Source organism: Deinococcus taeanensis, from assembly GCF_020229735.1.
In the GTDB taxonomy this organism is placed as follows: Bacteria; Deinococcota; Deinococci; order Deinococcales; family Deinococcaceae; genus Deinococcus; species Deinococcus taeanensis.
The window spans coordinates 2,173,342-2,198,851 of the sequence record NZ_CP083455.1; the positions used below are offsets into that span (position 1 = coordinate 2,173,342).

Annotated in this window: 24 protein-coding genes; 14 read left to right on the plus strand and 10 right to left on the minus strand. The window is 70.3% G+C overall.

The annotated features are described in order from the left end of the window. A complete protein-coding gene (locus LAJ19_RS10465) occupies positions 1-1,284 on the minus strand; it encodes an MFS transporter (RefSeq protein ID WP_225475699.1) in 1,284 nt (427 codons plus the stop codon). A gap of 189 nt (positions 1,285-1,473) precedes the next feature. On the opposite strand from LAJ19_RS10465, the gene LAJ19_RS10470 reads away from it, so the two are divergent. Next, on the plus strand, positions 1,474-2,463 hold the full coding sequence (locus tag LAJ19_RS10470; protein ID WP_225475700.1) for a C40 family peptidase: 990 nt from the start codon (positions 1,474-1,476) through the stop codon (positions 2,461-2,463). A gap of 73 nt (positions 2,464-2,536) precedes the next feature. Here LAJ19_RS10470 and LAJ19_RS10475 read toward each other — a convergent pair whose 3' ends face one another. Further along, on the minus strand, positions 2,537-2,761 hold the full coding sequence (locus tag LAJ19_RS10475; RefSeq protein ID WP_225475701.1) for a transcriptional regulator: 225 nt from the start codon (positions 2,759-2,761) through the stop codon (positions 2,537-2,539). A gap of 286 nt (positions 2,762-3,047) precedes the next feature. On the opposite strand from LAJ19_RS10475, the gene murA reads away from it, so the two are divergent. Continuing rightward, the gene (murA, locus tag LAJ19_RS10480; protein ID WP_225475702.1) at positions 3,048-4,325 is read left to right on the plus strand and encodes a UDP-N-acetylglucosamine 1-carboxyvinyltransferase; all 1,278 of its coding nucleotides are present in this window, start codon (positions 3,048-3,050) and stop codon (positions 4,323-4,325) included. Positions 4,326-4,391: 66 nt separating this feature from the next. Here murA and LAJ19_RS10485 read toward each other — a convergent pair whose 3' ends face one another. After that, on the minus strand, positions 4,392-5,405 hold the full coding sequence (locus LAJ19_RS10485) for a 4Fe-4S dicluster domain-containing protein (protein ID WP_225475703.1): 1,014 nt from the start codon (positions 5,403-5,405) through the stop codon (positions 4,392-4,394). A gap of 429 nt (positions 5,406-5,834) precedes the next feature. Next, a complete protein-coding gene (locus tag LAJ19_RS10490; protein WP_225475704.1) occupies positions 5,835-6,971 on the minus strand; it encodes an XdhC family protein in 1,137 nt (378 codons plus the stop codon). A gap of 109 nt (positions 6,972-7,080) precedes the next feature. On the opposite strand from LAJ19_RS10490, the gene LAJ19_RS10495 reads away from it, so the two are divergent. After that, positions 7,081-7,749, plus strand: coding sequence for a hypothetical protein (locus LAJ19_RS10495; RefSeq protein ID WP_225475705.1), 669 nt, complete (start codon positions 7,081-7,083; stop codon positions 7,747-7,749). 99 nt (positions 7,750-7,848) lie between these two features. Here LAJ19_RS10495 and LAJ19_RS10500 read toward each other — a convergent pair whose 3' ends face one another. Further along, positions 7,849-8,631 carry an enoyl-CoA hydratase-related protein gene (locus LAJ19_RS10500; protein ID WP_225475706.1) on the minus strand — a complete coding sequence of 261 codons (783 nt, stop codon included), beginning with the start codon at positions 8,629-8,631 and terminating at the stop codon, positions 7,849-7,851. Positions 8,632-8,694: 63 nt separating this feature from the next. On the opposite strand from LAJ19_RS10500, the gene LAJ19_RS10505 reads away from it, so the two are divergent. The 11 genes from LAJ19_RS10505 to LAJ19_RS10555 all read left to right on the plus strand — a co-directional run bounded on the left by LAJ19_RS10505 (position 8,695) and on the right by LAJ19_RS10555 (position 20,025). After that, positions 8,695-9,108: a RuvX/YqgF family protein gene (locus LAJ19_RS10505; RefSeq protein WP_225475707.1), complete on the plus strand. Its 414-nt coding sequence runs from the start codon at positions 8,695-8,697 to the stop codon at positions 9,106-9,108. A 277-nt stretch (positions 9,109-9,385) separates the two neighbouring features. Beyond that, positions 9,386-11,089, plus strand: coding sequence for a long-chain fatty acid--CoA ligase (locus LAJ19_RS10510; RefSeq protein WP_225475708.1), 1,704 nt, complete (start codon positions 9,386-9,388; stop codon positions 11,087-11,089). A 112-nt stretch (positions 11,090-11,201) separates the two neighbouring features. Then, positions 11,202-12,212 carry an alpha/beta hydrolase gene (locus tag LAJ19_RS10515; protein ID WP_225475709.1) on the plus strand — a complete coding sequence of 337 codons (1,011 nt, stop codon included), beginning with the start codon at positions 11,202-11,204 and terminating at the stop codon, positions 12,210-12,212. A gap of 65 nt (positions 12,213-12,277) precedes the next feature. After that, on the plus strand, positions 12,278-13,354 hold the full coding sequence (locus LAJ19_RS10520; protein ID WP_225475710.1) for a C39 family peptidase: 1,077 nt from the start codon (positions 12,278-12,280) through the stop codon (positions 13,352-13,354). 143 nt (positions 13,355-13,497) lie between these two features. After that, a complete protein-coding gene (locus LAJ19_RS10525) occupies positions 13,498-15,096 on the plus strand; it encodes a pilus assembly PilX N-terminal domain-containing protein (RefSeq protein ID WP_225475711.1) in 1,599 nt (532 codons plus the stop codon). Next, positions 15,093-15,575 (plus strand): prepilin-type N-terminal cleavage/methylation domain-containing protein, encoded by a 483-nt coding sequence (locus LAJ19_RS10530; RefSeq protein ID WP_225475712.1) that lies wholly within the window; start codon positions 15,093-15,095, stop codon positions 15,573-15,575. The genes LAJ19_RS10525 and LAJ19_RS10530 overlap by 4 nt, the downstream gene beginning before the upstream one ends. Next, positions 15,572-15,967, plus strand: a complete 396-nt coding sequence (locus LAJ19_RS10535) for a prepilin-type N-terminal cleavage/methylation domain-containing protein (protein ID WP_225475713.1) — start codon at positions 15,572-15,574, stop codon at positions 15,965-15,967. The genes LAJ19_RS10530 and LAJ19_RS10535 overlap by 4 nt, the downstream gene beginning before the upstream one ends. Beyond that, the gene (locus LAJ19_RS10540) at positions 15,964-16,719 is read left to right on the plus strand and encodes a PulJ/GspJ family protein (protein WP_225475714.1); all 756 of its coding nucleotides are present in this window, start codon (positions 15,964-15,966) and stop codon (positions 16,717-16,719) included. Before LAJ19_RS10535 ends, LAJ19_RS10540 begins: the two co-directional genes overlap by 4 nt. Positions 16,720-16,740: 21 nt before the next feature. After that, positions 16,741-17,550 (plus strand): hypothetical protein, encoded by an 810-nt coding sequence (locus tag LAJ19_RS10545; protein ID WP_225475715.1) that lies wholly within the window; start codon positions 16,741-16,743, stop codon positions 17,548-17,550. Between the two features lie 384 nt (positions 17,551-17,934). Then, a complete protein-coding gene (locus LAJ19_RS10550; protein WP_225475716.1) occupies positions 17,935-19,614 on the plus strand; it encodes an adenine deaminase in 1,680 nt (559 codons plus the stop codon). 27 nt (positions 19,615-19,641) lie between these two features. Continuing rightward, positions 19,642-20,025, plus strand: coding sequence for a 2Fe-2S iron-sulfur cluster-binding protein (locus LAJ19_RS10555; RefSeq protein WP_225475717.1), 384 nt, complete (start codon positions 19,642-19,644; stop codon positions 20,023-20,025). A gap of 78 nt (positions 20,026-20,103) precedes the next feature. Here the strand turns inward: LAJ19_RS10555 and LAJ19_RS10560 are convergent, their stop codons facing one another. The 5 genes from LAJ19_RS10560 to LAJ19_RS10580 form a co-directional block, all read right to left on the minus strand. Beyond that, positions 20,104-20,919, minus strand: coding sequence for a DUF421 domain-containing protein (locus LAJ19_RS10560; protein WP_225475718.1), 816 nt, complete (start codon positions 20,917-20,919; stop codon positions 20,104-20,106). Further along, complete coding sequence (locus LAJ19_RS10565) at positions 20,909-21,094, minus strand: hypothetical protein (RefSeq protein ID WP_225475719.1); 186 nt, start codon at positions 21,092-21,094, stop codon at positions 20,909-20,911. Before LAJ19_RS10565 ends, LAJ19_RS10560 begins: the two co-directional genes overlap by 11 nt. Positions 21,095-21,187: 93 nt before the next feature. After that, on the minus strand, positions 21,188-21,991 hold the full coding sequence (locus LAJ19_RS10570; protein ID WP_225475720.1) for a response regulator: 804 nt from the start codon (positions 21,989-21,991) through the stop codon (positions 21,188-21,190). Next, positions 21,988-22,740, minus strand: a complete 753-nt coding sequence (locus LAJ19_RS10575; RefSeq protein WP_225475721.1) for a DUF4388 domain-containing protein — start codon at positions 22,738-22,740, stop codon at positions 21,988-21,990. The genes LAJ19_RS10570 and LAJ19_RS10575 overlap by 4 nt, the downstream gene beginning before the upstream one ends. Next, a complete protein-coding gene (locus LAJ19_RS10580) occupies positions 22,737-25,457 on the minus strand; it encodes a hybrid sensor histidine kinase/response regulator (protein WP_225475722.1) in 2,721 nt (906 codons plus the stop codon). The genes LAJ19_RS10575 and LAJ19_RS10580 overlap by 4 nt, the downstream gene beginning before the upstream one ends. Between the last annotated feature and the right edge of the window lie 53 nt (positions 25,458-25,510).

Below are 25,510 nucleotides of genomic sequence, written 5' to 3' on the forward strand. Positions count from 1 at the left end.
TCAGTCGCTGGCGGCGGGCCGTTCGAGGCGGCGGGGCAAGCGGGTCCAGAGAAGCAGGACGGCCAGCAGGCCCAGCGCGGCCAGCGCGATCAGGCCGGCGCGCGGCCCGAGGGGCCCTTCCCGGCTGATCAGGGTACTGGCAATCAGCGCGCCGGGAGGGCCCATGCCCACCAGCACGAAGGAGTACAGACTCATCACGCGGCCGCGCAGGGCGTCTGGAATGGTGAGCTGCACGGTGCTGTTGGCACTGACGAGCAGGCTCAGCATTCCGAAGCCGCAGGCGGCCAGCACGGGGAAGGCAGGCAGCGGGCCGGGGGTCAGGGCCAGCAGCACGGCGCTGACGATCAGGATGATCGCGCCGACGCGCAGATTGCGCAGCGGGTTGGGTTTACTCGCCTGCCACAGCGCCCCCGCCATGGCGCCGACACCGAACGCAGCGGAGAGGGCGCCGAAAGTGGCTTCGCGCGCGCCGAACACCACGCGGGCGTAGTACGGGATGATCACGTTGAAGTTAATGATGGTCAGACTCATCGCGCCGACGAGGAGCATCACGTTGCGTACCGCTGGCGTGCCCCGCACGTACCGCAGGCCTTCTTTCACGTCTTCGAGCATGCTGCCGCGCGCGCCGGTGTCACGGTGAGGGAAGGGCAGCGTGGCGATGACATACAGAACCACGAAGAATGACGCGACGTTCAGGTAGAAGGGCAGGGCCAGGCGCGCGATGTTGTCGCTGCTGCCGCCGGCCAGCAGATTCACGCCGAGCGCGGCAACCACGCCGAACAGCGCCTGCCCCAGCGTGCGGCTCACGTTGAAAGACAGGCTGTTCAGGGCCACGGCGTTGGACACGTCACTGCGGGGCACGAAGTCCAGGACCATGCTCTGCCGGGCAGGCATGTCAAAGGCGTTGGCGGTGCCGCTCAGAAAGGCGATGACCATCACCAGCGGGAGGCTCACGACGCCCAGGTGGGTGGTGATGGCCAGGGCGGTGGCCGTGCACAGCAGCGCGATCTGCGTGCCCAGCAGGACGCGCCGCCTGGGGACCCGGTCAATCACGGCGCCCGCGAACAGGGAGAGCAGCAGGCTGGGCGTGAACTGCGCGACGGTCACCCAGCCGAGGGCCGCGCTGCTGCCGCCGGACAGTTCCAGCACGAGGTACTGCTGGGCCGTGGCCTGCATCCAGGACCCCACCAGGGACAGCAGTTGCGAAAACCAGTAGCGGCGGTAGTGGGCGTGGCGCAGCGCGCTGAAGGTGCGCGTCCGCCACGCCTGGGTGCGGGCGATCACCCGCCCACCATACGCGCCTGACCGGCGCGCCCCGTGTGTGCGGGTCACGGCGCGCCCGGGGTGGCCCGCTCAACCGAACGGGGGGTGTGCTTGGCAGCCGCGGGGCAGGCGTGTTACGGTGCGCGGGTCAGGTTCAAATGGTTTCTTCACCGGGGTCTCACGCCGGTGGGCCTGCCTTTTCGACTCCTCATGATCCAGATCCGATCCTTTCTTCCCCTACTGCTGACCGGCGCGCTCCTTGTGGGCGGTGCGGGCGCGCAGGGTGCCGTGACGGCCAGCGCGGGTGACCTGCGTGGGCAGGCCACGGTGACCGTGCAGGTGGGAGACACGGCCTACAGTCTGGCGCGCCGCGCCGGCCTGAGCGTGCCGGAACTCCTGACCCTGAACAGTCTGAGCAGCGCTGACCTGAAGGTGGGCCAGCTGCTGCTGCTGAAGCCAGCCCCCCCACAGACGTATGGGGTGCAGCCTGGTGACACGCTGTACGGACTGGCGCGCCGGGCAGGCGTGACCGTAGACGCCCTTCTGGCGGCCAGCAACCTGCCCCAGGACGCCGTGCTGAAGGTAGGGCAGGTGCTGACCCTGCCTCCGGGTGCGGCGCTTGCCCCACTGGCCGTGGGACCGGCGGCGCCGGCCACGACGCCCCGGACTCTGCCGGCCGGCGGGGTGAGCGGGTCACCGTTCCAGCCGGCGGCGCCGGCGCAGGTCACGCCAGTCCTGCAGCCTGGAGCGCCCATGCCGGGCGCCCAGGTGCCCGGCGCGGCCGTGACCACCGTTCTCCCGGACGCCACGTCGTGGCGTGGGGCCGCGATGGCGCTGCTGGACACGCCGTACGTGTTCGGGGGCAGCAGCCCCACCGGGACCGACTGCAGCGGATTCGTCCTGCAGGTTTTCACGCCGCTGGGGTTCTCGTTGCCCCGCACCAGTGCCGAGCAGGCCCGCGTGGGGCAGGACGTTCCACTGGCAGAGCTGTCGGCAGGCGACCTGGTGTTCTTCGACACCGGGGGAACCGGGCGGGTGTCGCACGTGGGCATCTACCTGGGGGACGATCAGTTCATCAGCGCCAATTCCTACCGGGGGCGGGTGTCGGTGGATCGCCTGAGTGCCGACCGGTACTGGGCGCCGCGGTTCGTCGGGGCGCGCCGGGTCCTGCCGGGTGTGGTGACGGCGCAGAGCCGTTAGAGACACCTGTTTCCGGCACAGATGGCCCGCGCCGCCCCTGAACACTCAGGGGCGGCGCGGGGGTGTGGTTCTGTCAGCTGTCGTCGGAGAGCAGTTCCGTGTCGAGAATGGCGCGGTACTGATCAAGGTTCTCGCCCTCACCGAGTTCACGGGCGATCTTTTCGATGGCGAGCCGTACGACCTCGCTTTTGCTGATCAGGCGTTCCGGGCTGGACAGTTCATAGGCTGTGCGGGTCAGCAGGGCGTCCTGCTCGTCGCTGATCACCACCTGCAGCCGTTTGCGTTCCTTCTTGGGCATGCCTCTCCTGAGCGGGGGAGCCACACGCCGCGCCGCAGGCGCGCTGGGGGCGGTGTGGCACGGTCCGTGCTGGCAGCGTATCACGCCTCTGGAGGCCCCTCAACATGAAGCTTCGGGCCGCCTGACTCTGATGACGCGGCTCATCCGCCTGGAACTCACGCCCTGTATGGTCGGTGTGGACGCCCTATGAGCACGATGTGTAACATGCACTCATGCCGCGCGTCGCTCGACACTTCATCCCACCCTCCGGCTGGCGCCCGGCGCCTGGCCGTCTGAAAGGAAACCCATGCACCTGACCCCACTGCACGTCCAGGGAGGCCGCGAACTGCGCGGCGAAATCGCCGTCCAGGGCAGCAAGAACGCCGCGCTGCCCATTATTGTTGCCACCCTGCTGAGCAGTGAACGGATCACCCTGCATGGCGTGCCCCGCCTGAGCGACGTGTACACCATCCTGGACCTGATGGCCCACCTGGGCACCCACCACAGCTGGGTGGGACCCAACAGTCTCGAACTGCACACCCCGCAGATCGTGAACACTGACGCGCCCTACGCGCTGGTCAGCAAGATGCGCGCCAGCTTCATTGTGCTGGGCGCCATCCTGGCACGCGCTGGAAAAGCCACCGTGTCCATGCCGGGCGGCTGCGCCTGGGGGCCGCGTCCCGTGGATCAGCACGTCAAGGCGCTGCGCGCCCTGGGCGCCGAACTCAGCGAGGACGGCGGGAATTTCGATGCGGTGCGCCGCGGCAGCCTCAGCGGGCATTTCATCTTCGAGCTGCTCACCGTGGGCGGCACGCACAACGCCATTCTGGCCGCCACGCTCGGAGACAGCGTGGTGACGCTGGAGAACGCCAGCATCGACACGGACGTTGTGGAACTGATCGAGTTCCTGAACAGGCTCGGCGCGGACATCCAGGGGGCCGGCACGAACACCCTGACCATCCGCGGCGTGCCGCACCTGCGGGGCGGCGAGTACACCGTGATTCCCGACCGCATCGAGGCGGGCACATTCATGATGCTGGCGGCCGCCACCCGCAGCTGCTTCACAGTCACGAACACCCGGCCCGACCACCTGCGCGCCGTGATCGGCAAGCTGCAGGAGATGGGCGTTGACGTGACTGAAGAGGGCAGCCGCCTGACCGTGGACGCCCGGAACCGGCAGCTGAAACCCGTGAACATCACCACGCAGAGCTACCCCGGGTTCCCCACCGACCTGCAGCCCCAGATGAGTGCCCTGCTGGCGACCGTGCCCGGCACCAGCGTGGTTCAGGACCCCGTGTATCCGGACCGGCTGACGCATGTCGCTGAACTTCACCGCATGGGCGCCAACATCACCGTCAGCGGCTACACCCAGGTGATTCAGGGAGCGGCCCTGCACGCCGCTCCGGTGAAGGCGGCCGACCTGCGCGCCGGCGCCGCCCTGTTTATCGCGGGCCTCACCTGTGAGGGCAGCACCGTGATTGACGGCGTGCAGTACCTCAACCGCGGCTACGAACGTCTTGCGCAGCGCCTTCAGGGCCTGGGCGCGAACGTCACCCAGAACGAACTGGCACCCGCCGCCGACTGAATCCCGCGCGCGTGGGCCGGTCCTTTTCCAAGGACAGGCCCTTAAGCCTGCCCGGGCGCAGCGAGGTCACATGACGCTGTGACTTTCCCGCAACAGCAGGGGCGCCCGGAACGCCGCGGGCCGCCAGTGCGTCTGTGCGTGGATGGCGTCCGGCGGGCAGGAGTGCAGGCACGCCATGCAGCCCGTGCAGGCGCTCAGGTTCAACAGGAGCTTCACGCCGCCGTCCGGTTGCAGGTCACGGGTGATGGCGTCTGTCGGGCACACGTTGGCGCAGACCGGACAGTCAATGCACGACTCGTCCACGATGGGCGCCGGCCAGAGCACCGCCGCGTCCTCAGGCGGCGCGGGCTTGAGGCTGCGGGCGCGCCACGTCCACTCCTGAGGCGTCCGGTCCTCCGGCACACTCCAGTTCACGAACGGCAGGGGGCTATCCGGAATGCCCTGCGCGAGGTGCTGTTTTCCCGCGCGGAACAGCGCCCCGAACGCACCGCGCCGGGAGACAGTCAGGGCGCGGCGCGTGTCTTCGGGCGCCGCGCGGCGGATGGTCACGTGCGCGGGCCGGCCGGTCGGGGCGCGCAGGCGCTGCGTTTCCTCCAGCACCCGCTCCAGGCGGGCGGGCACGTCGGGCGCCCCGACCGGGCAGTCCCCGCAGTCACCGTGAAGCAGGGTCAGGGGTGCGCCCCATGCGCCCGCCGCGGACAGCAGCGCGGGCGTCACGCGGCCCAGGCAGGTGAGGCTGGGCCCGCCGGCACCGCTCTGCGAGCAGGTGAGGCTGGCGTCGTCAGTCGCGCGGCTCTCCGGGCGCTGCTGGTCACGTACGCTCTGCAGCGCGGGCTCAAGGTTGTACTCCAGGGCGCCGCTGGGGCACACCTGCACGCACAGGCCGCAGCCGGTGCAGGCGGCCGGGTCAATCTGGACGCTGCCGCCCAGCGTGCCCAGCGTGATGGCCTGGTGGGGGCAGGTGGTGTGACAGGCGTCACAGCCGCCCACGGCCTGCCGTTCGAGCAGGCAGCGGGGCGCCGTAAAGCGCGGAACGTGATTCCCGGCATCGTCCAGCCGGGCCAGAACACCCTGAATCATGCCCTGAGTCTACGCGCCGCCCGCGGTGTCCCGCCGGGGCTGGACTTTCACTGTGATGGACGCCACACCTGCAACGCCCGGAAGGACCCCCACCACCTGCCCGGCCAGCACGGGAAGGCAGCCCGGACTGAGCGGGATGGCCACCCTGATGGAGAGGCGTGCGGTCCACCTGCCGCGCAGGGGGGCTGCCCCGACCGGCGCGGCCGTCGAGGACCGGCGGCCCCATCACGGGCCGGGGCAGCAGCCGCGCTTCCCAGCACGAACCACACCATGCCGGGCAGGCCGGGCAGCAGCAGGCCCAGCACGCCCAAGCCAGTGAGGAGAACCCCGGCCGCAATTCACCCGGGCCGGCGCCGGAGAGGGACAGTTACCGGCTGGGCGGAACGCGCCGCCGGACCACGCAGGGCGGCGCACCTTACCGTCACCTGGTCACGGGGTGCCCGGCGCCGGATGAACGGGGAGGGGCGCGGCGGGATGCGTCGGCGCGTCGTGAATGCGTCCGGCGTGGCCGCTGAGAAACGAGCCGTCGTACCCGCGCCGCCACGCCATGAGTTCCGCCAGGATGCTCAGCGCGACCTCCTCAGGCGCCTCGGCCCCCAGGCGCAGGCCCACCGGTGAGCGCAACCGCGCCAGTTGCGCGGCTGTGAAGGTCACGCCCTCAGCCTCCGGGGTGCTCAGCAGGTCCAGCGCGCGGCTCCGCGGCCCCAGCACACCCACGTACGGCGCGCCGGACTGCAGGGCGTGCTGAAGGCACACGCGGTCCCGGTCAAGGTGGTGATTCATGATGATCAGGTGGGCACGCGCTCCAGGCGTGAAGGCCGCGAGTTCTTCCGGGGCGAGTGGATGCAGGGTCGCGCCAGGGAAGCGGCCGGGTGTCAGATACGCGCCGCGCGGGTCGATCACGTGCACGTCGTACCCCAGGGCGTGCGCCTGCGCCGAGAGCGGCATGGCGTCATGTCCCGCGCCGTAGAGCACAAGCTGCGGCGGCGGGGTACTCACGTCGATGAACACGGGCGTGCCGTCGGGGGCGCTCAGGGTCGCGGCGCGGGGTTCGAGGTGCGTCAGGCGGGCGCCCGCCTGCGCCAGCGCAAAGTCATGCAGCGCCGGGCGCAGGGCGCCGTGGGTGCCGGCGGGCGTCACGAGCAGCCGTTCGCCGTCCACGGCGTCCAGGGGCACCACCAGCGCGGCCTTCTCTCCCTGCGCCAGGGCGTGCAGCCACGCCGCGCTCACCGGGTCGCCTGGGTCCACGCGTTCCACACGCACGTCCACGCTGCCGCCGCAGCCGATCCCCAGACCCCAGGTGGCGTCCTCGGACAGGTCGTAATGGGTGAGGCTGGGCCGGCCGGTCCGGATGACGTCCAGCGCCACCTCAACCACCTCGGCCTCCAGACAGCCGCCGGACAGCATGCACACCTGCGCGCCGTCGTCCAGAACCAGCATGCGGGTGCCCTCGCGGCGGTAGGCGCTGCCGTGTACGCCCACCACAGTCGCGATGGCTGCCCGCTGGCCGCGGGCGTGGGCGGAGTTCAGCGCCAGCAGCAGCGCCCGGGTCTCGGCAGCGTTCATGGTGCAGTCACTGTACTGTTCCTCAGGTTGGCAGAAGGTGGAGGGACACCCAGCGTTGCATCAAGTTCCCCTCACCCCGCGCGGTGGGGGCGCGGAGCACACTGACGGTATGCTGGACAATATTCTGAACACAGTGAAGCGCGGCGCGGAGCGCGTGCAGCGCCGCGGCGAGGAGGTCGCGTCCGCCACGCGGCTGCGCGTGGAGGTCTTCAGCCTGAGCCGCGAACTCGACGCGCTGTACGCCCGCCTGGGCCGCTCGTACCACGCCGGCGCGGACCTGGACGTCCTGACCGGTATCCGGGAGGAGATCCGCGGCGTGGAAGAGGAGATCCGTGCGCGCGAACGGCTGATCACGGAACTGGGCAGCGAAACGGAACCTGATCCCGCAGCGCCGGTCACGGCCGCGCCAGACACCTCCTCAACGCCCAGCGCGGACGCGGCAGGCCCGGCCGTGACCCCCTCCGCGGTGACCTTCACCGACCGGCCCGGCCCGACCGAACTGAACATCCCTGACGCCGTTCCCCGCCCTGCCCAGGAGGCCCGTATGCCTGACAACGACCCGTACCACACGCCCGCCGACCGCACGCCCGAGGAACGGCCCGCCGGGGCGCCCACCAGCCCGGACCCCACCATGCAGCACAGCGACGAGCGCATTGTGCCCGGCGACGCCCGCGCCGGCGTCGCGCTGGAAAACGAGCGTGACAAGGTCTTCCGCCACCAGAATCACCTGGATGAAGGCAAGGCCGCCAGCCGTGACCCGGATCCCCTGGACCAGTAAGCCGCGCCGCTGAGCGAACGCCCCGGCCGGGAAAGGCGGGCCGCCCGAACAGGAGCGGCCCGCCGAACGTTTCTGGCGGGAGCGGCGTTTTTCAGGGGTTCAGGTTTCGCGGATGAACTGAGGCGTGCGCTTCTCCTTGAACGCCGTCACGCCCTCCTCGTGCTCCCAGTGATCACCGGCCAGCTGCTGCAGCGCAGCCTCCTGATCCAGCGCTTCATCCAGGGTGCTGGTCATGCCGGCCACCAGCGCCTGCTTCGTAAGGTTCAGGGCGTGCGCGGGGCGGGCTGCGAGCCGCTCGGCGTAGGCCTGCACTGCCTCCTGGAAGGTGTCATCCGGGAACACCTGCTCACACAGCCCCAGGCGCAGGGCGTCGTCGGCACGGACGCGTTCGGCCAGAGCCATCAGCTCGAACGCCCGGTGGTACCCCACGAGGCGCGGCAGGAACCACGTGCTGCCCGAATCGGGCACCAGGGCAATGTTGGAGAACACCTCGATCAGGCTGGCCGACTGCGCCCACACGCGCAGGTCTCCGGCCAGGGCGAGGCTGGCCCCGGCGCCGGCGGCCACGCCGTTCACGGCACTGATCACCGGTTTGCTCAGCGTGCGGATCGTGCGGATCAGGGGGTTGTACGTGTGGTTCAGGTGCTCGGTGAAAGTCATGTCACGTCCCGACACGTCCCCCAGGTCCTGCCCGGCGCAGAAGCCGCGCCCCGCGCCGGTAATCACGACCACCCGGGCCTGCGCGTCGGTGTCGGCGCGCCGCAGGGCGTCCGTCAGGGCCAGCAGCAGGGCGTCGTTCGCGGCGTTGAGTTTGTCGGGGCGGTTCAGGGTAAGGGTGCGCACCCCGGCGCGCGTGGCTTCCAGAATCACAGGTCCGGTCATGCCTCCCAGCCTAACGTCCGTTCGGGGGCGGAGGGGCTCGGGACGGCTGCTACACTCCGGGACGTGAACGACGCCCTCCCCTCTCCCGCCCTGCCGGTCGTGCTGGCCCTGGACGTCAGCAAAAGGCGCATCGGGTTCGCGGTCAGCGCGGGCCGGCTGGCGTTCGGCCGGGGCAGCGTGGACCGCAAGCGACTGCCGCTGGACCTGAAGGCCGTGCGCCTGAAAGTGGAGGCGACCGGCGCGCAGGAACTGCTGCTCGGCCTGCCGCTGCGCACCGACGGTGGCCCGAGCCCCAGCGCAGACCGCGTGCGGGCGTTCGGGAAGATCCTGAGCGAGAAAGGGTACGTGGTGCGCTACCAGGACGAACGGTTCACCACCCGCCGCGCCCGTGAACTGGGCGCCGAGGACGAGGACGAAGCCGCCGCCGTGCAGATTCTGGAGCTTTACCTGCTCGGCCAGCAGGGCCGCACCTCCTGACCTGCTGTCTGGCGGACCTCCTGTCTGGCTGACGCCCTGTCCGGCCGGCCTGCGGACAACGTGTGTCCTGAAGGTGACGCGCCGCGCGGCATGCGCCGCGTCAAGCCCTGACCGTCGCCTTTGCAGGCCTATCCGGTCAGCCCGTCCTGCGCCGCGGCAGGGCGGCATACCGTTGATCCGAGTCCAAAGTTCTTTATACTCCCCGCATTCACAGTGAGCTGGTGCGGGTGAACCGGTTGGCCGCAACCGCAACGCGACCCGCGCCACGGAGGTGTTCATGCAGGGCAACATGATGGACGTTCAACTGACCGTGCCGACCATTCTGGAACGCATCCGCACGCAGTACCGCCCGCGCGAGGTGGTGAGCCTCCTCGTTGCCGGACGCGACGAGGCCGGCAATCCCGTTGCGCACAAGCACCGCACCACCTACGGGCAGGTGGCCGACCGCGCCCAGCGCCTCGCTGGCGGGCTGCTGAACCTGGGCCTCCAGAAGGGTGACCGGGTCGCCACCCTGGCCGTGAACTCCTTCCGGCACCTGGAAGCGTACCTGGGCGTGCCCAGCGCCGGACTGGTGCTGCACACCGTGAACATCCGCCTGCACCCCGAGCAGATCAGCTGGATCCTGCAGCACGCCGAGGACCGCGTGCTGCTGATCGAGAACGTGTTCGCCGCGATGATTCCCGCGATCAAGGCCGCGTGCCCCACGCTGGAGCACATCCTGGTGCTGGGCCCCACCCCGCACCCCATCGCGCTGCCCGGCGTGCATGACTACGACACCTTCGTGCAGGACAGCGCTCCCCTGACCCGCTACCCGGAACTGAACGAGCAGGACGCGGCCGCCATGTGCTACACGAGCGGCACGACCGGCAACCCCAAGGGCGTGGTGTACACCCACCGCTCCACGGTGCTGCACTCCCTGGCCAGCGCCCCCAAGGACGCCCTGAACGTGGGTGAGGCCGACACGGTGCTGCCGATCGTGCCGATGTTCCACGTGAACGCCTGGGGTCTGCCGTACACCTGCGCCATGTACGGCGCCAAGCAGGTGTACGCCGGGGTGTTCGCCGACGGCCGCAGTGTGGCCCGCCTGCTGCAGGAGGAGCAGGTCACGATCACGGCGGGCGTGCCGACCATCTGGCTGGGTCTGCTGGCCGAACTGGACCGGGCGCGGCAGAGCGGCGAGCCGTACGAACTGAGCGGCCTGGACCGCCTGATCGTGGGCGGCAGCGCCGCGCCCGAAGCGATGATCCGCGCGTTCCAGGACCGGCACGCCCTGACGCTGCTGCAGGCCTGGGGCATGACCGAAACGCACCCGCTGGGCACTGCCAGCGGCGTGCCGCACGGCGTGGACCCCACCAGTGACGAGGGGTACGCGCTGCGCGCCAAGCAGGGCCGCACTGTTCCCCTGATTGAACTCGACGTCCTGAACGACGAGGGGCAGCGCCTGCCGCACGACGGCAAGACCATGGGCCGCCTGATCATCCGCGGGCCCTGGGTGGCGAACAGTTACTTCAAGGGGGAAGGCCAGAGCAACTTCTTCGAGCTGGACGGCCAGCTGTGGTTCGACACGGGAGACATCGCCACGCTGGACGACCGCGGGTACATGCACATTCAGGACCGCGCCAAGGACCTGATCAAGTCCGGCGGCGAGTGGATCAGTTCCGTGGACCTGGAAAACGCCATCATGGCGCACCCGGCCGTGAACCTGTGCGCCGTGATCGCCATGGACGACACCAAATGGGACGAGCGGCCCCTGGCGGTCGTGACGCTCAATCCCGGGCAGAGTGTCTCGCATGAAGCGCTGATGGAGTTCATCGGGCCGAGGTTCGCGAAGTGGTGGCTGCCCGACGCGACGGTCGTGGCCGAGGCCCTGCCGATTGGCGCAACTGGAAAGATCCTGAAGCGTGAACTGCGCGATCAGTACCGCAGCTACGGCAGCGCGCAGGGCCTCGTGACGCCCGCCGCGCCTGACCGCAGCGAGTAGGCACAGCCCGGAAGCCCCCTGGTGTCCTCCGCTCTGTAAGGCGGGCCACACCAGGGGGCGTTCATCTGCCGGTGACCGCTCCGGAGGCGCCCGTCGCCGTACACTTGCGCCCATGGCGGTTTCGGTGAGTGGGCAGGTGGTGACGTTCACGCCCCCGGCAGGCGCGGCAGGCCTGATCGGTGACATGACAGACTGGCGCAAGCGCGACCCGATTCCAGTGTCGGGCGGACAACCGGTGCAGTTGCACCTGCCCCGCGGCGCGTGGGTGGAATACGCGTGGGTGGACGCGGCGGGCGAGGCGTTCGCCGACCCGGACAACCCGCAGAAGTCCCTGAACCCATGGTGGCCTTACCCACGCGCGGCGGTGGTTGGCGCGTACGCCCGGCACCCCCTGTGGCTCGCCCCCGAAGCGGCGCGGCGCGGCGCGGCGCACCGCCTGACCTGGGAAGGACAGGTGTTTCCCGGCACGCGCCGGGTGATTGTGTACACCCCGCACGGGTACGCTGGCACGGCGCTGCCGGTGTACTACGTGCAGGACGGCGTGGCGTTCTACCGCACCGGGAAACTGGGGGACGTCATGGACCGCGCCCTGGACGCGGTCCTGGCGCCAGGCGCGGCGCTGGTGTTCGTGGAGCCCGGAGACCGCAACGAGGAGTACTACCTGAACCCGCGGTACCTGGAGTTCCTGACGCGCGAGGTGATGCCGCGGGTGGAGGGGGAACTGGTCACGGCGTCGGTGCGGGGCCTGTGGGGCGCGAGCCTGGGCGGGCTGAGCAGTCTGTTCCTGGGGGCGCGGCATCCGGAACTGTTCTCGCGCGTGGCGAGCCACAGTGGGGCGTTCATCGCGCGGCCCGGCGCAGCCGACGCGAGCGGCGTGATCAACACCACGACTGCCGGAGAGTGGCTGCTGGAGGAACTGCGCGCCGCGCCCCCCGCGCACCTCACGGTCAGCCTGGACACAGGCACGCTGGAGTGGCTGACCGGCCCGAACCGGCGCATGGCGGGTCTGTTCGCTGACCTGGGGCTCCGTCACCAGTACCGGGAGTACCCCAGCGGGCACAACTGGGTCACGTGGCGTGAGGCGCTGCCCGAAGCCTTCCTGTACCTGCAGGGCGCGCCGTGATTCCGGTCCGCGCCCGCTGAACTCACCAACGGACGGGCGCGGCGCGGCATAGTCCGGGCACACTCATGCAGCGCACCTCTCTTCTACTTGTTCTGGCCGCCGTGGGCGCGGCTGGCCTGGGGCGCGCGGAGGCCCTGACCATGACCTATCCCCATTCCTCAACGGTGATTCACGAGCGCGCTGCGGACTGGGCGGGCGGCGAGGGCCGCGGCATCACGGCTGGCCCGGCCGGGCTGACCCTGGCACCCGGCGTAGGCAGCGGCACGTTCACGTCCGCGCCCGTGCGCGTGGCGGCGTTCGATGAACTGGTCCCGTCCTGGAATGCCGTGACGCCCGCCCGGGGCAGCGTGAGCGTGGAGGTGCGGGTGCAGGCGGGCGGCACCTGGACCCGCTGGTACAGCTTCGGCTCGTGGAGTGCCGCCGGGGACCGCGCGTCCCTGGACGGGCAGAGAGACGCGGCCGGGCAGGTCCTGACCGATACGCTGCGCCTGAACGCCAAAGCCAGCACGTACCAGTACCGCGTGACCCTGCGGGGGGCAGGGACGGCCCTGAAGCTCGTTGCGCTCAACACGTCCGACCGGGCGCGGCGCAGCGAGGGGCTGGGCGCGCCTGGGAACCGCGCAGCGTGGGGGCGGGAAGTGAAGGTGCCGACGCGCTCGCAGATGCTGTACCCGAATGGCGGGGAGGTGTGGTGCAGCCCCACGAGCGTGTCGATGATCCTCGCGCACTACGGCGTGAACGTGAGCGTCCCGGACGCCGCGCAGGGCACCTTTGACCGGGTGTACGACGGTACGGGCAACTGGCCGTTCAACGCAGCGTACGCGGGCACGTGGGGCCTGCGCGCCGTGATTCTGCGCCTGCCCAGCCTGGCGGAGGCAGAGAAGTTCACGGCGGCCGGCACGCCCCTGGCCGTCAGTCTGGGCTGGAAGGCCGGCGAACTGCCCGGCGCCGCGATTGCCAGCAGCACCGGGCACCTGATGGTCCTGACTGGCTTTGACGCGAAAGGCAACCCTGTGCTGAACGACCCGGCCGCGCCGACCGATGCAGGCGTGCGGCGCACCTATCCCCGCGCCGTGTTTGAGCGGCTGTGGCTCGCGCATTCCGGCGGGCTGACCTACCTGATCACCCCGCAGGTAGACTGACCGGCGGCCCTCATTGATTAATCACCTGCGGTTTTTATAGACAGGGCGGGCAGATTCGCCCGGCCAGCATATTTACGTCACCCCCTTTTGGGGGTGGGGCAAGTGTGGGCTTCTTAACAAGATGAGCAGGTTATCGTGATTTTATGAACAGACGGCAGGGAGCAGAGCAGGCCCGGCAGGAGGGGATGGCACTGGTCGTCACCCTGCTGTTCACGGGCATTGTGCTGATGATTGTGGCCAGCACCAGCGCTACACTCGTCACCGGGTCCCGCAGCGGCGGCGTGGACGAACGCCGCAGCTATCAGGCGCTGCTGGCTGCGGAAAGCGGCCTGAACACGCTGACGGTCCGCCTCAACCAGCGCCTGACGACCATGCCGTACACCGGCAACACCCAGGCGGACCTTCAGGCGTGGCTGAGTGGCGTGAACTCCAGCTCGGAAGCCACGGCCATTCCAGCGTCCCTGACCTTCACGTCACTGAGTGCCAACCACTTCACTGTCGAGGCGCGCGGCGGGATGAACGGGGCGACGAAAGTGGCGCTTCAGGACTTCCAGCTGACCCCGGCCTTCCTGCCGCCGGGCCTGCGGGCGCGCGCAGCCCTGACCTCCCTCCCGGCCATTAACGCCAATGGGAGCGCCGAGATCACCGGACGGTCCGGGAGCGGCGTGATCACCACGTTGAGCGCCGCTGCGAGCATCCCTGTAGGCGCCACGACGGCCTCCGTCACGGCCGCAGACACCACGGGCCTGCTGCTCAAGGATTACGTCGTGCTGGGTGGACAGACGTTCCGGATTGACGGGATCAGCGGGTCACAGCTGCAACTGAGCAGCGTGCCGGGCCCCGTGGGCAAGGCGCTGTCGCTCGCCGCAGGCAGCACTGTCACGGTGCTGCTGAATGCCGCCGCCCAGACCGCCGCCAGTGTCACCGACCCGATGACGCAGCGCGTCTCGAACGCCGCTGACTTCACAGTTGGCGAGAAGGTCACGGTGGGCGGCTATGCGGCGACCGTCCAGGCCGTCACGGCCAGCGCCGGCAGCACCACCCCCAACGAGCTGAGGCTCGACTGGCTGGCCGGGCAGCCGCCGGCCATCACGGAAGGCACCCCGGTCCTGCGGGATCTGACGGCCATGCGCAGTGGCGGCGCCATCGCGGTGAAATCCACCACCAACGCTCTGGATAACTTTCAGATGGACGGCCAGAACGACTGCACCCAGTCAGCCGGCAAGGCCGTGACGTGTGAAGGGGCCGCTGACCCTCTGCTGGGCAGCAACAGCAGCGATCCGTTCTTCACGCAGCAGATCCTGGGACTGAGCGACGCGGAACTGGACGCCCTCGTGCCTCTGACCTTCCCGGACGCTTCCGGGAACTTCCCCCCGATGGTGAATGCGGTGCGCCGCATCCGCGCGCAGGATTTTGACGCCGCGGTGAAAAACACCACCTCCAGCGGAGTGCTGATTGTGGACGGCGACATCAATTCAAACGTCAATGGCAAGACCACCTTTAACGGCCTGATCTACTTCCGGGGCAACCAGGGCGGGAAATTCAACGGCAACCTCACCGTGAACGGCGCTGTCGCTGTGCGTGGCGGTCCCATTGAAGGCATCACCACCGACGATACGATCACCGACATCACCGGGAACCTCACGGTGAACTTCGACGCGGTCAAGCTCCGGCAGATCATGATGAACGCCCGCGGCAACCAGCGGCTCGCTGAAATTCAGGGCTCCTGGAGGCAGCGGTGAGACCAGCCAGCACGGGCAGCGGGGGCTTCACGCTGCTGGAAGTCCTGATTGTCATTGCCATCATCGGGATTCTCGCGGCGCTTGGGGTGGGGAATTACGCCCGCTGGCGCGCCAGCAGCGCCGTGACGGAAGGAACGCAGGTGTTCACCCAGGCTGTCAGCAGCGTGCGTACGAACGCCAAGCGCCTGAACGCATGTCAGGAACTGAGTCTCACGGTCCGGACTGCCAGCCCGTCCCTGACCGTGAAGGCCTACCCCGGCGGCGCCTGCAGCGGCACACCGACCACGCGGACCGTGCCTCTGCCGTCTGGCGTGCAGATCAGTCTGCTGCTGAGCAGTCCCAACAGCATGCAGTTCAAGGGCCCCTACGGCACCACCGATTCCGACCCCATGAACTTCGAGGTGTTGTGGGCAGCGAACCCGGACATCAAGCGGGACGTCCGGCTGACGGGCGTTTTCGGAAAGGTGATTGTGAAATGAAAGACGCAGGATTAACGCTGATTGAGGTCCTGGTTGCGCTGGCGATCTTTACGGCGCTGTCCGTGGCAGTGTTAGGGCTGCTGCCGACACTGTTTAAAGTCAACCGCCAGAACCAGAACGATCAGGCGGTCACGGTGGCCGCCAAGGCATTCATGGAGTCGGTCCGCACCGCTTACAGCGTGCAGAGCACCTTTGATGCCGGATCGCTTCCTGCCGCGCCCGGCGCCGGACTCCTGAACGGCCTGACCTGCACGGCCACCCAGTCCAATCCCGTACCGACCTGGGTGTCCCCGAGCAGCGGCCCTCTCCTGCGCAGGGTGACCCTCAGTTGCGCCGGGAACGGTCAGCCCACGTACACCTTCTCGCTTGATTTCGGGCGGCCTGCGTCGTGAAGGGCACGGCGCTGCGGCGCACGGGGGGCCTCACGCTGATCGAACTGCTGCTCGCCATGGCAATCATGGGCGTGGTGCTGGTGCTGATCACGAACTGGCAGACCAGCACCCTGGACCTCACGACCCGGACGAACGCAACCGGGCGCGGCCTGAGCGAACTCACCGACCTGACCGGGTACGTGGGGGACCGCGTCAGGTCTGCGCAGCGGGTCCGCGTGGCCACCTCAGGCCTGAGCGTGAACACGGGAAGCGGGAACGCCTGCTCGGCGCTGAGACCCTGCCTGGCTGCGGTGCTGCCCGAGGTGGACCCGGCCGGGAAGGTCACGCAGTACGTGCTGTACGTGTACCGCATGGAGCCCCGCTCGGTGGTCACGCTGGACAAGACTCCAGATGCCTGGGCCGAGGACAACGTGCAGGTCCTGCGGGAGTACCGAAGCGGCGCGGGCAGCACGCCGGCCAACTGCGTCCCGTCAGCGGGAGAGACCTTCGCCACAGCAAGCAGCGCCGCCTGCCAGGACATGCGGAATCTGGCGGGCCTGGCTGAAGTGAAGAGCTTCACGCCTTATCTGGTCTCCGATTACCTGACGCCGTCCGACCAGTTGCCAGGAGGGGCGGCGCCGTTCACGTGGAACGCAGCGACCCGGTCCGTGACGTTGCGGGTGCAGTTCCGGCAGCAGGCCCGCGGGCGCGTCACGACCCTGCCGTCGGCGCAGCCGTACGCGCTCGATGTCCGGGCGCGGAACGTGCCCTGACGCGGGCCGTATTCTCGGGGTATGGATTTCCCCACAACCTGCCCGGCCTGCGCGCATGTGAACCGGGCGGAGTTCGCTGACAGCAGCGTGCATGACCTGCGCTGCGCCCGGTGCGGGGCGCGGTACTGCGTGCTGGTGCGAAAGCAGAAATTCGAGGTTCTGTTCGATCTGGGCACCCGGGCCCTGATGGACGGCTACGCGCGGGAGGCGGTCGCCAGCTTCGCCGCGGCGCTGGAGCGGTTCTTTGAATTCTACGTGCGGGCCTTCGCGCTGGAACAGGCGGCCGGCACGGAGCGGCCCTTCGCGCAGGCCCTTGCGGCGCTGGACGGCACGTGGCGGCACGTGGCGAGCCAGTCGGAACGGCAGGTGGGCATGTTCGCCCTGGCGTACCTGCTGCGTGAGGGGCGGGAACCGGACTTCCTGACGCCCAGGGGCCTGGGCACGGAGTTCCGCAACCGGGTGATTCACCGCGGCGCGCTGCCCACCCGTGCGGAGGTCGATGAATACGCCGCGCGGGTGTTCACGTTGATTGACCGGCTGCTCACGGAGCTGGGAGCGGGGGCCGCACACGCCGAGCTGATGCAGGAGCAGGCGTTCTCGGCGCACATTGCAACGCTCCCCGACGGGGTGACCGTGGTGGTCGAGGAGCACCCGGGCATGTTCCGCGCGCGGCGGTTCGGAACGCTCTCCCCTCTTGCGAAGCCTTCGAAGGCAACCCTGCCGGACGGGGCAGGTGTGAATGACGCGCGGGCGTTTCAGCAGGCGCTGTTTCAGCAGGCGCTGGAGGAACGGGGCGCGCTGTTGCGGACCTTCAAGAGTTCAGGCTCGTAGGAAGCCCTGTTGGCGCGGCGGTGAGCGTGCGTGTGGCGACCGGGTCCCGGGCGTGAAGACTGTTCAGGTAATGCAGGCGGCCTGAACGTGAGCCGTACAGGTAACCCCGCCAGCGCAGCCCTGGGCGCACCGCACGAGGACACGCCTGTGCCGGGCTCAGGGGGTGGCCGTCCCCGGTCGTGGCAGGAGGTGCCGGGTCGAGGCGAAGCGCGGTCTCGTGCGCCGACGGAACTCCGGGCTGTTCACGCCTGAACCGAGGCATCCGCCGGGCATGGCCACTGCGGCACGGCTCTTTCCGGCCTGTGGCCCGGACCTTCAGCGGCGCTCTGGCCGCGTGCCGCGTGCGGGGGTGGCGCGGGCAGAGGCGGTTCCCTACACTGCGTCATGGTTGGAACCAGCACAGGGCAGGGCCAGGTGGACCGGCGGCGGCTGGTGCGCGTGGCGCGCGGTGAGGAACGCGGGGATCTGGTGGTCCGCGGCGCACGTGTGGTTCAGCCGGCCACCCGGGAGATCTTTGAAGCGGACGTGCTGGTGGCCGATGGGCGCGTCGCGGCGCTGGGCAGCGGATTTCAGGCGACGCGGGTGGTGGAGGCGCGTGGAGCGTTCCTGGCGCCAGGTTTCATCGACGGCCACGTGCACATCGAGTCGAGTCTGCTGACGCCGGCGGGTTTCGCGCAGGCCGTGTTGAGGCGCGGCACGACGGGCGTGGTGGCCGAGCCGCATGAACTGGTGAATGTGCTGGGGCCGGGCGGGCTGGAGTGGATGCTCGCGGCGGGGCGCACTTCGGGGTTGCGGGTGTGGGCGTCAGCGCCGTCGTGCGTGCCTGCCAGTGCGTTCGAGACGGGCGGGGCGTGCGTGGGGGCGGCAGAAACCGCCCGGATGCTGCGCGTGCCGGGCGTGCTGGGACTGGCGGAAATGATGAACTATCCGGGCGTGCTGGGCGGCGACGAGGCCGTGTGGGCGGTGCTGGAAGCCGGACGCGCGTCGGGCCTGCGCCTGGACGGTCATGCGTCGGGCGTCACGGGCCGGGACCTGCAGGGGTACGCGGCGGCGGGCCTGCAGTCCGATCATGAGGCGACCACCCCGGAGGAGGCGCGCGAGCGGCTGCGGGCCGGGCTGTGGCTCATGGTGCGCGAGGGGTCCGCGGCGCGGAATCTGGAGGCCCTGCTGCCGGTGCTGCGTGACCGGCCGCGCCGGGCGATGCTGGTCAGCGATGACGTGAGCGTGGATGAACTGCTGGAGCTGGGCCACCTGGACCGCCTGATGCGGGCGTGCGTCACCGGTGGGCTGCACCCGGCCGACGCGGTGGCCCTGGTGACCTGCAATCCGGCCGAGTACTGGGGGTTGCATGAGTTCGGGCTGGTCGCGCCCGGGTACCACGCAGACTTTGTGCTGCTACGCGACCTGCAGGGCTTTGAGGTGCTGGAGACCTTCGTGGGCGGGCGGGAGGCCCGTGCCGGCACGGTCACGCCGCCCCTGGCGGAGGGTGGCGTGGCCCTGGGGGCCGGGTGGAGCGCAGCGACCTTTGACGTGCCGCCCGCGTGGCCGGTCATGCAGGTGCGGCCGGACCAGATCACGACCGGCGTGGGTGCGCCGGGCAGCGGGGACGCGCGGCTGGTGGTGGCCGACCGGTACGGGCGGGGGGAGTGGTCAGCGTGCTGGACGTCCGGGACGGGCCTGGCGCGCGGCACGCTGGGGATCAGCGTGCTGCACGACGCGCACCACGCGGCCTTCCTGGGCGGCAGGGATGAGGACATCCGCGCCGCGGGGCGGGCGCTGGAACACCTGGGGGGCGGCGTGGTGGTGGTCGCTGACGGGGAAGTGCGGGCGCAGCTGCCCCTGCCGTTCGCGGGGCTGATGACGGCCCAGCCGCCGGCGCAGGCCGCCGCGGCGCTGACGCAGGTGACCGCGGCGTGCCAGGCGCTGGGCTGCACGCTGCCTTACCCGGTGACCACGCTGAGTTTCCTGGGGCTGACGGTCATTCCCGCGTTGAAACTCACCCCTCAGGGGCTGCTGGACGTCGCGGCGTGGCGGCGGCTGGACCGGGCGGTCACGCCTGCCTGAGGGGGCCGGGCGTGGCATGCTGGAGCCATGACACAGACAGTGACGGTGCAGGTGGAGGGCTTCGGGAGCGTGCAGGCGCAGCCGGGCGAGCGGCTGGTGCTGGCGCTGGAGCGGGGCGGCGTGGACGTCCTGCACCGCTGCGGGGGGGTGGCACGCTGCACGACCTGCCGCGTGAGTTTTCAGGAGGGGGAGCCGGGCGCCATGACGGCCGCGGAGTACGAGAAGCTCAGTGAGAAGGGACTGCTCGGGCAGGCGCGGCTGTCCTGCCAGATCGAGTGCGGGCCGGGCATGCGGGTCACGCCGCTGCAGACGGCGCGCAGTACGGGCCTGGAGGCGGGCAAGGCGCCCGCGGAGCAGATTGAGCCGGACCCGGTGTGGACCACCCGGCCGGGCGCGTCCACGGAAGGCTGAGCGGCCTGGGGGCTGCGCCCTCCCGGACGGGGCGGCCGTTCGCCCTGGGCCGTGCCTGAAGGCCCTGCCCGGCGGGGTTCAGGCGTGGGGCGCGCCGGTGGAGGCGCCCCGGGTGCCGCCATCCTGTCCGTCCAGGGCGGCGCGGGTCTCGCCGCTGTTGCCCAGCGCCTTACCGGACAGGGCGTTTTCCGGGGCGAGCGGGTCGGTGGTGGCGGGCGTCCAGCGGTCGCTGCCGCAGGTGCAGTGGTCCGTGGGCTCGGCCTGTGGTTGCACGCGGCCGCAGTTCAGGCAGGCGACCGGCGCGCGGTAGTCGTCGGTGTCGAGCAGCAGGCGTGGGGGTTCCAGGTCCCAGGGCGGCACGACCGGGAGGCCTGCGGGGCTGTCCGGGCCCAGCGTGAAGACGGTCAGGGTGCCGTCCTGCTCAAAGTAGGCGCGCTGCACCTCGCCCAGTTGCCGGACGCCCTGGGCGCGCAGCCGTTCGAAGAGGTCCTCGCGGCTGAGGTTCGCGCCGGACAGGCCCGCGTGGCTGATCACGCCGTCGCGCACGAGTTCAACCGGCAGGCCCTCAATGAAGGTCTCTACCTGTTCGTTGCGGATCACGAGGAAGCTCAGCAGGCGTTGCAGGCCCACCACGACCGTCAGGACCAGCATGGCGTGCAGCAGCGGCACTTCCGGGTAGAACATCGGGTCACCGGCGGCTGACCCCAGACCGATCACAATGGCGAGTTCCAGCGGGCTGAGCTGGGCCAGCCCCCGTTTTCCCGTCACGCGCAGCAGCAGCAGCAGCCACAGGAAGATCACGGCGGTGCGGAAGACGATCTCCAGCAGGAACAGCGGGGGGGTATCGCCGAGGAACATGCGCGCCCAGTCGAACGGCACGAGGTCACTGCTCATGTGCGTCTCCGGCCGTCAGGCCCAGCCCCGCCAGGATCCGGTCCCGCTGCCAGCCGGTCAGGGCGGACAGTTCGGTCAGCGTCCCCTCGAAGGCCGCGCCGGGCGGCAGCTGTCTCAGCTGCTTCCAGAGGGCGTTGCGGCGCTTCAGGGCGTCCACCTGCGCGGAGGGGGCCATGCGGGCAGTGTAGTTCAGTTCGCTTGCCCCGCGCCTGAAGGTTTTCCAGTGAAAACCGCCCCGCAGGCGCGGGGCGGCGGGCGGGTGGCCGGATCAGTTCAGCTGGGCCGCCTGCCACTGGTGCACGCTGCTGGCCGCAGCGGCGCTGTCGAGCAGCGTGAGCAGCTGGCCGTCGCGGTGCGGGGTGAGCAGCAGGGTCTGCTGGCTGTACGTCAGGACGATGCCGTGCAGGTCCCCGCGGTGCAGGTGGTGGCTGGCGGTCGCGGCGGCCGTCACGAGGAACCGGGCGTACATCCCGAACGCTTCGGGCAGGTCCGGGCCGAACTGATCGGCGAGGTCGCCGTCGGCGGTGTACAGCACGGCGCCCTGCACGCCCGGCAGGCCGCGCAGGCCAGCCAGGGCGCCGCTCTGCGGGGCGGGCTGTGCGGGCGCGGTGGCAGCGCTGGCCGGGGTGCTGGCCGGGGTGCTGGGACTGGGCGCAGGCGCTTCCCCGGTGCGGGCCGCGCGGACGGCGAGCGCCGCCAGGACCTGCGGTTCAATGGCGGGCAGCAGTTCGGCGGGCGTGAAGGGTTTGCGCAGCACGCCGCGTGCGCCGGCCGCCTGGGCGTCGCGCTGGGTCACTTCGTCCACGATGCCGCTCATGAGCATCACGGGCAGGTCCGACTGCCGCTCACCGAGGATGCGGGCGAGTTCCAGGCCGCTCATGCCGGGCATCAGAATGTCGGCCAGCACCAGGTCAGGCAGGGGCTCCAGGTTCTCCAGGGCGCTCTCGGCGCTGTCGGCCATGCGGATCGCGTAGCCCTGCGGCGCGAGGATGCGTTCGAGGGCCTTGCGGACGCTGACGGAGTCATCCACGACCAGGACGGTCACGGGGGGGTTGATGTCGGACGGATTCATGAGGCCTCCAGGGCAGAAACGGGTGGGTCGGTGGCGTCCGCGTGATCGACGTGCACGGCCGCTTCCATCAGCAGACGGGCGGTGGGCACGGTAATCTGACGCGGCAGGCCGTTGAGGGATTCGGGCGGCATCTGGTGAAAGCGGAAGTCGCCGGGCGTGCGGGTGCTGAGCAGGAACGTCACGGCCTGGGCCGGGCTCAGCTGGCCGCACTCCGCGTCGATGATTTCACCCTGGCGCAGCACCATGTGTGCGGGGCGGGCGCCGAGGTGCACAAGCAGCAGCCCCGAGAGCTGCAGTTCCTGGGCGCACAGCAGCACGTCCGTGAGGGGCAGCGTGCTGAGTTCCCCGGCGAGGGCGGCGCTCTCGGCGTCATCCCAGGTGGGCGCGTCACCCAGCAGTTGCAGGGCGCGCGCGAGCCCCTCGGGCGTGCTCCGCCCGGCGGGGACGACCACGTCGCGCGGGCCGCCGTACCGGTTGGGCAGGGTCGCGCCGGGAATCAGGATGATGGTGTCCGCCGTTGCCGGGTCGTCGCGCAGGATCTCGTACAGGTCGGCGGGGCTCAGGTCCTCCAGGGCCGGGTCGATGGTGACCAGGGCCGGGCGTTCCCGTTCAATCTGCGTGAGGGCGTGCAGGCCGCCGGCGGCGGTGCTGGCACTCCAGCCCGCCGCCTCGATCAGTGCGGCGTGCGACAGGGCGCGTGACAGGTGGGGAGACACCACCAGGCAGCAGGCCCCATCGCCGGCCGTCACGCCCGGCCCTCCGCGCCGGGCAGCAGGGCGCCCAGACGGCGCTGCAGCAGGCGCTCCTCGGCAGGTTTGGCAAGGTAGTCGTTGGCGCCGAGTTCCAGGGCCAGCTGCTGGTGCTTCTCGCCGGCGCGGGTGGTCATGATGACCACGGGCAGCGTGGCGTGGGCGGGACTGGAGCGCACCGCTCGCAGCAGCTCGAAGCCGTTCATGCGGGGCATTTCCAGGTCGCTGAGCAGCAGGTCGGCGCGTTCGCCGGCCAGCAGGCGTTCCAGGGCTTCCTGGCCGTCGCTGGCGGTGCTGACCGTAAACCCGAAGCGTTCCAGACTGCGGCCCACGTGGCGGCGCACGCTGAGGCTGTCGTCGACCAGCAGGATGTGCGCGGCGCTGGGCGCGGCGTTCAGCTGGGTGCGGCGGGCTGCGGCGCGCGTGCGGCGCAGCCCGGAAGGGTTGAGCACGGCGACGGGGTAGGCGTGGCCGTGCTCGTCGTTCAGGGTGGTCATGCCGCTGAGGTACTCCAGCCCGCCCAGGAGGGTGCCGGCGGGCCGCAGCACGACTTCCTCCAGGCTGAGGAACTCGTCCACAAGGACGTTCAGGGTGCCCTCATCTTCAGTGACGGGCAGCGCGAGGCGGGCCACGTAGCGTTGCCCGGCGCGTTCCTCCCCCCACAGGACGCTGAGGTCCACGCTGCCTTCGGGGGCCTCGCCGTCCAGGACGCTCATGCCCTGCATCTGCGTGGCGAGCACCGCGACGCGCTGCGAGCCGACGCGCATCACCAGCACGTCCGCAATCTGCTGCGCGACCGGGAGGTGCAGGGTGATGGCCGTGCCCTGCCCGGGGCGGCTGGTGAGCGTCACGCGGCCGCCGAGGCGGGCCACAGCGTCACGCACGGCGTCCATGCCCACGCCGCGACCGGCTTCCTGCGTCACCTGCCCGGCGGTGCTGAGGCCGGGGAGAAACACAAGCTGCGCGGTCTGCTCGTCGGTCATCTTCCCGAGTTCCCCGGCGCTCAGGTGGCCGGACTGCAGGGCCCGCTGACGCAGCGCGTCGAAGTTCAGGCCGCGGCCGTCGTCGCGCACGGTCACGCGCAGGTGGCCGTCGGCAACCGTGGCGTCCACGGTGACCTGCAGCAGCGTCCCCTTGCCCTGAGCGGCGCGCTCGGCCGGGTCCTGCGCGCCGTGCACGGCGGCGTTGGTGAGCAGGTGCAGCAGCGACTGCCCGAGCGGCGCGGCGTACTGCGCGTCGATCAGGCTGTCCTCACCGTGAATGCGCAGGGTCAGGTCGGTGCGGCGCTTGGCCCAGCGGTGCAGGGGCGCGGTCACGCGTTCCAGCGGCACGAGGCGCGCGCGGCTGAGTTCCACGCGCAGCTGGCGGGTCAGTTTTTCCAGCCCGGTGAGTTCGTCGCCGAGGGTGCTGATGACCTGCGCGGTCTGCGCGCGGATTTCCACGAGGTCGGCACTCAGCTCGGTCACGGCGCGCGCCAGGATGTTCAGGTCGTCGTACGTGTCGAGTTCCAGCGCGCCGAAGTCCGCGAGGCGGTCCTGCAGACCCAGGTCCGTGGGGGCGCGCCGGTCAGGCTGGCGGTCCAGGGGGGTGCCGGCCGGCGCGCCGCCGGGCGTCAGGTTCGGGTTGAGGTAGCGTTCCTCGAAGTCCCGCACGGTGCGCTGCACACGTTCGTGAGCGGCGTCCAGACTTGCGGCCACCTGCTGCTGGCGCAGGAACAGGCCGTTCAGGCGGGCGCGGGCGGCCACGAGGCCGGCCACGTCGTCGAGCATGCCGTCCAGGCGGCTGCTGTCCACGCGGACGCTCAGGCGCGTTTCGGGCGCCGGAACCGGAACGTCCGGTGTGGCGGCCACGAGGGTTGCGGGGTCCTGGCCGCTGAGCAGCGCAGCCACCGCCGCGCGGTACGCCTGGATGCGCGCGTGCGGCGCTTCGCGCACCTGCCCTTCGGCGTGGGCCAGGACGGTATCCACGAGGCTCAGGCCGTCATCGATCAGCGGCATGGCGCGGTCCAGGGTGACGGCGTCCTCGCGGGCGGCCCCCAGCAGGTCCTCCATGGCGTGCCCGACCTCGGCGAGCTCCGCGAGGCCCACCATGGCGCTGCTGCCTTTGAGGGTGTGCGCCGCGCGGAACAGCGCGGTGAGGTCAGGGATGTCGGCGTGCAGACCGATGCGCAGCGCAGCCGTGAGTTCGGCCGCTTCCGGGCCGAAATCCTCCCAGATGGCGGCGTTCACCACGGCAAACGGCGGTTCGCCCTGCTCTTCGCTGTGGGCCTGGCGCGCTTCAAGCTCAAAGGGCTGGGTGCGCAGCAGTTCGGTCACCTGCGCCGGACCGTCCAGGCTGGCGAACATGAGCCCCACGTCGCCTTCGCTCTGGTCCTGCTCAATGCGGTTCAGGGCGCTGCTGACGCAGGTCATGGCGCGTTCGAGGATCGCGGTGAGGATCGGCACGGCCGAGTCGCTGTTCAGGCCGGCGCGGCCTTCCATCAGGCGTTCGAGCAGTGCGGCGAGCGCCGCGGTCTGCGGGTGGCCGTACAGGCCGGCGGTGCCGTGCAGGCGGTGGCTGAGCACCCACAGGCTGTCCAGCGCGCGGGAGCGCTGGTCGGGAACCCACAGATCGACGGTCGCGTCCTCCAGCCCGGCGATGACGCTGCGGGCGTCTTGCAGGTAGCTGGCTGTCAGTTCCGCATCCTGGGTGACTGGACGGGTGGGCACGGAGGTCACATGCGGCTCCTTCTACGGGGAAAGGGGGAAAACAGGTGGGGCGGACACGGTGT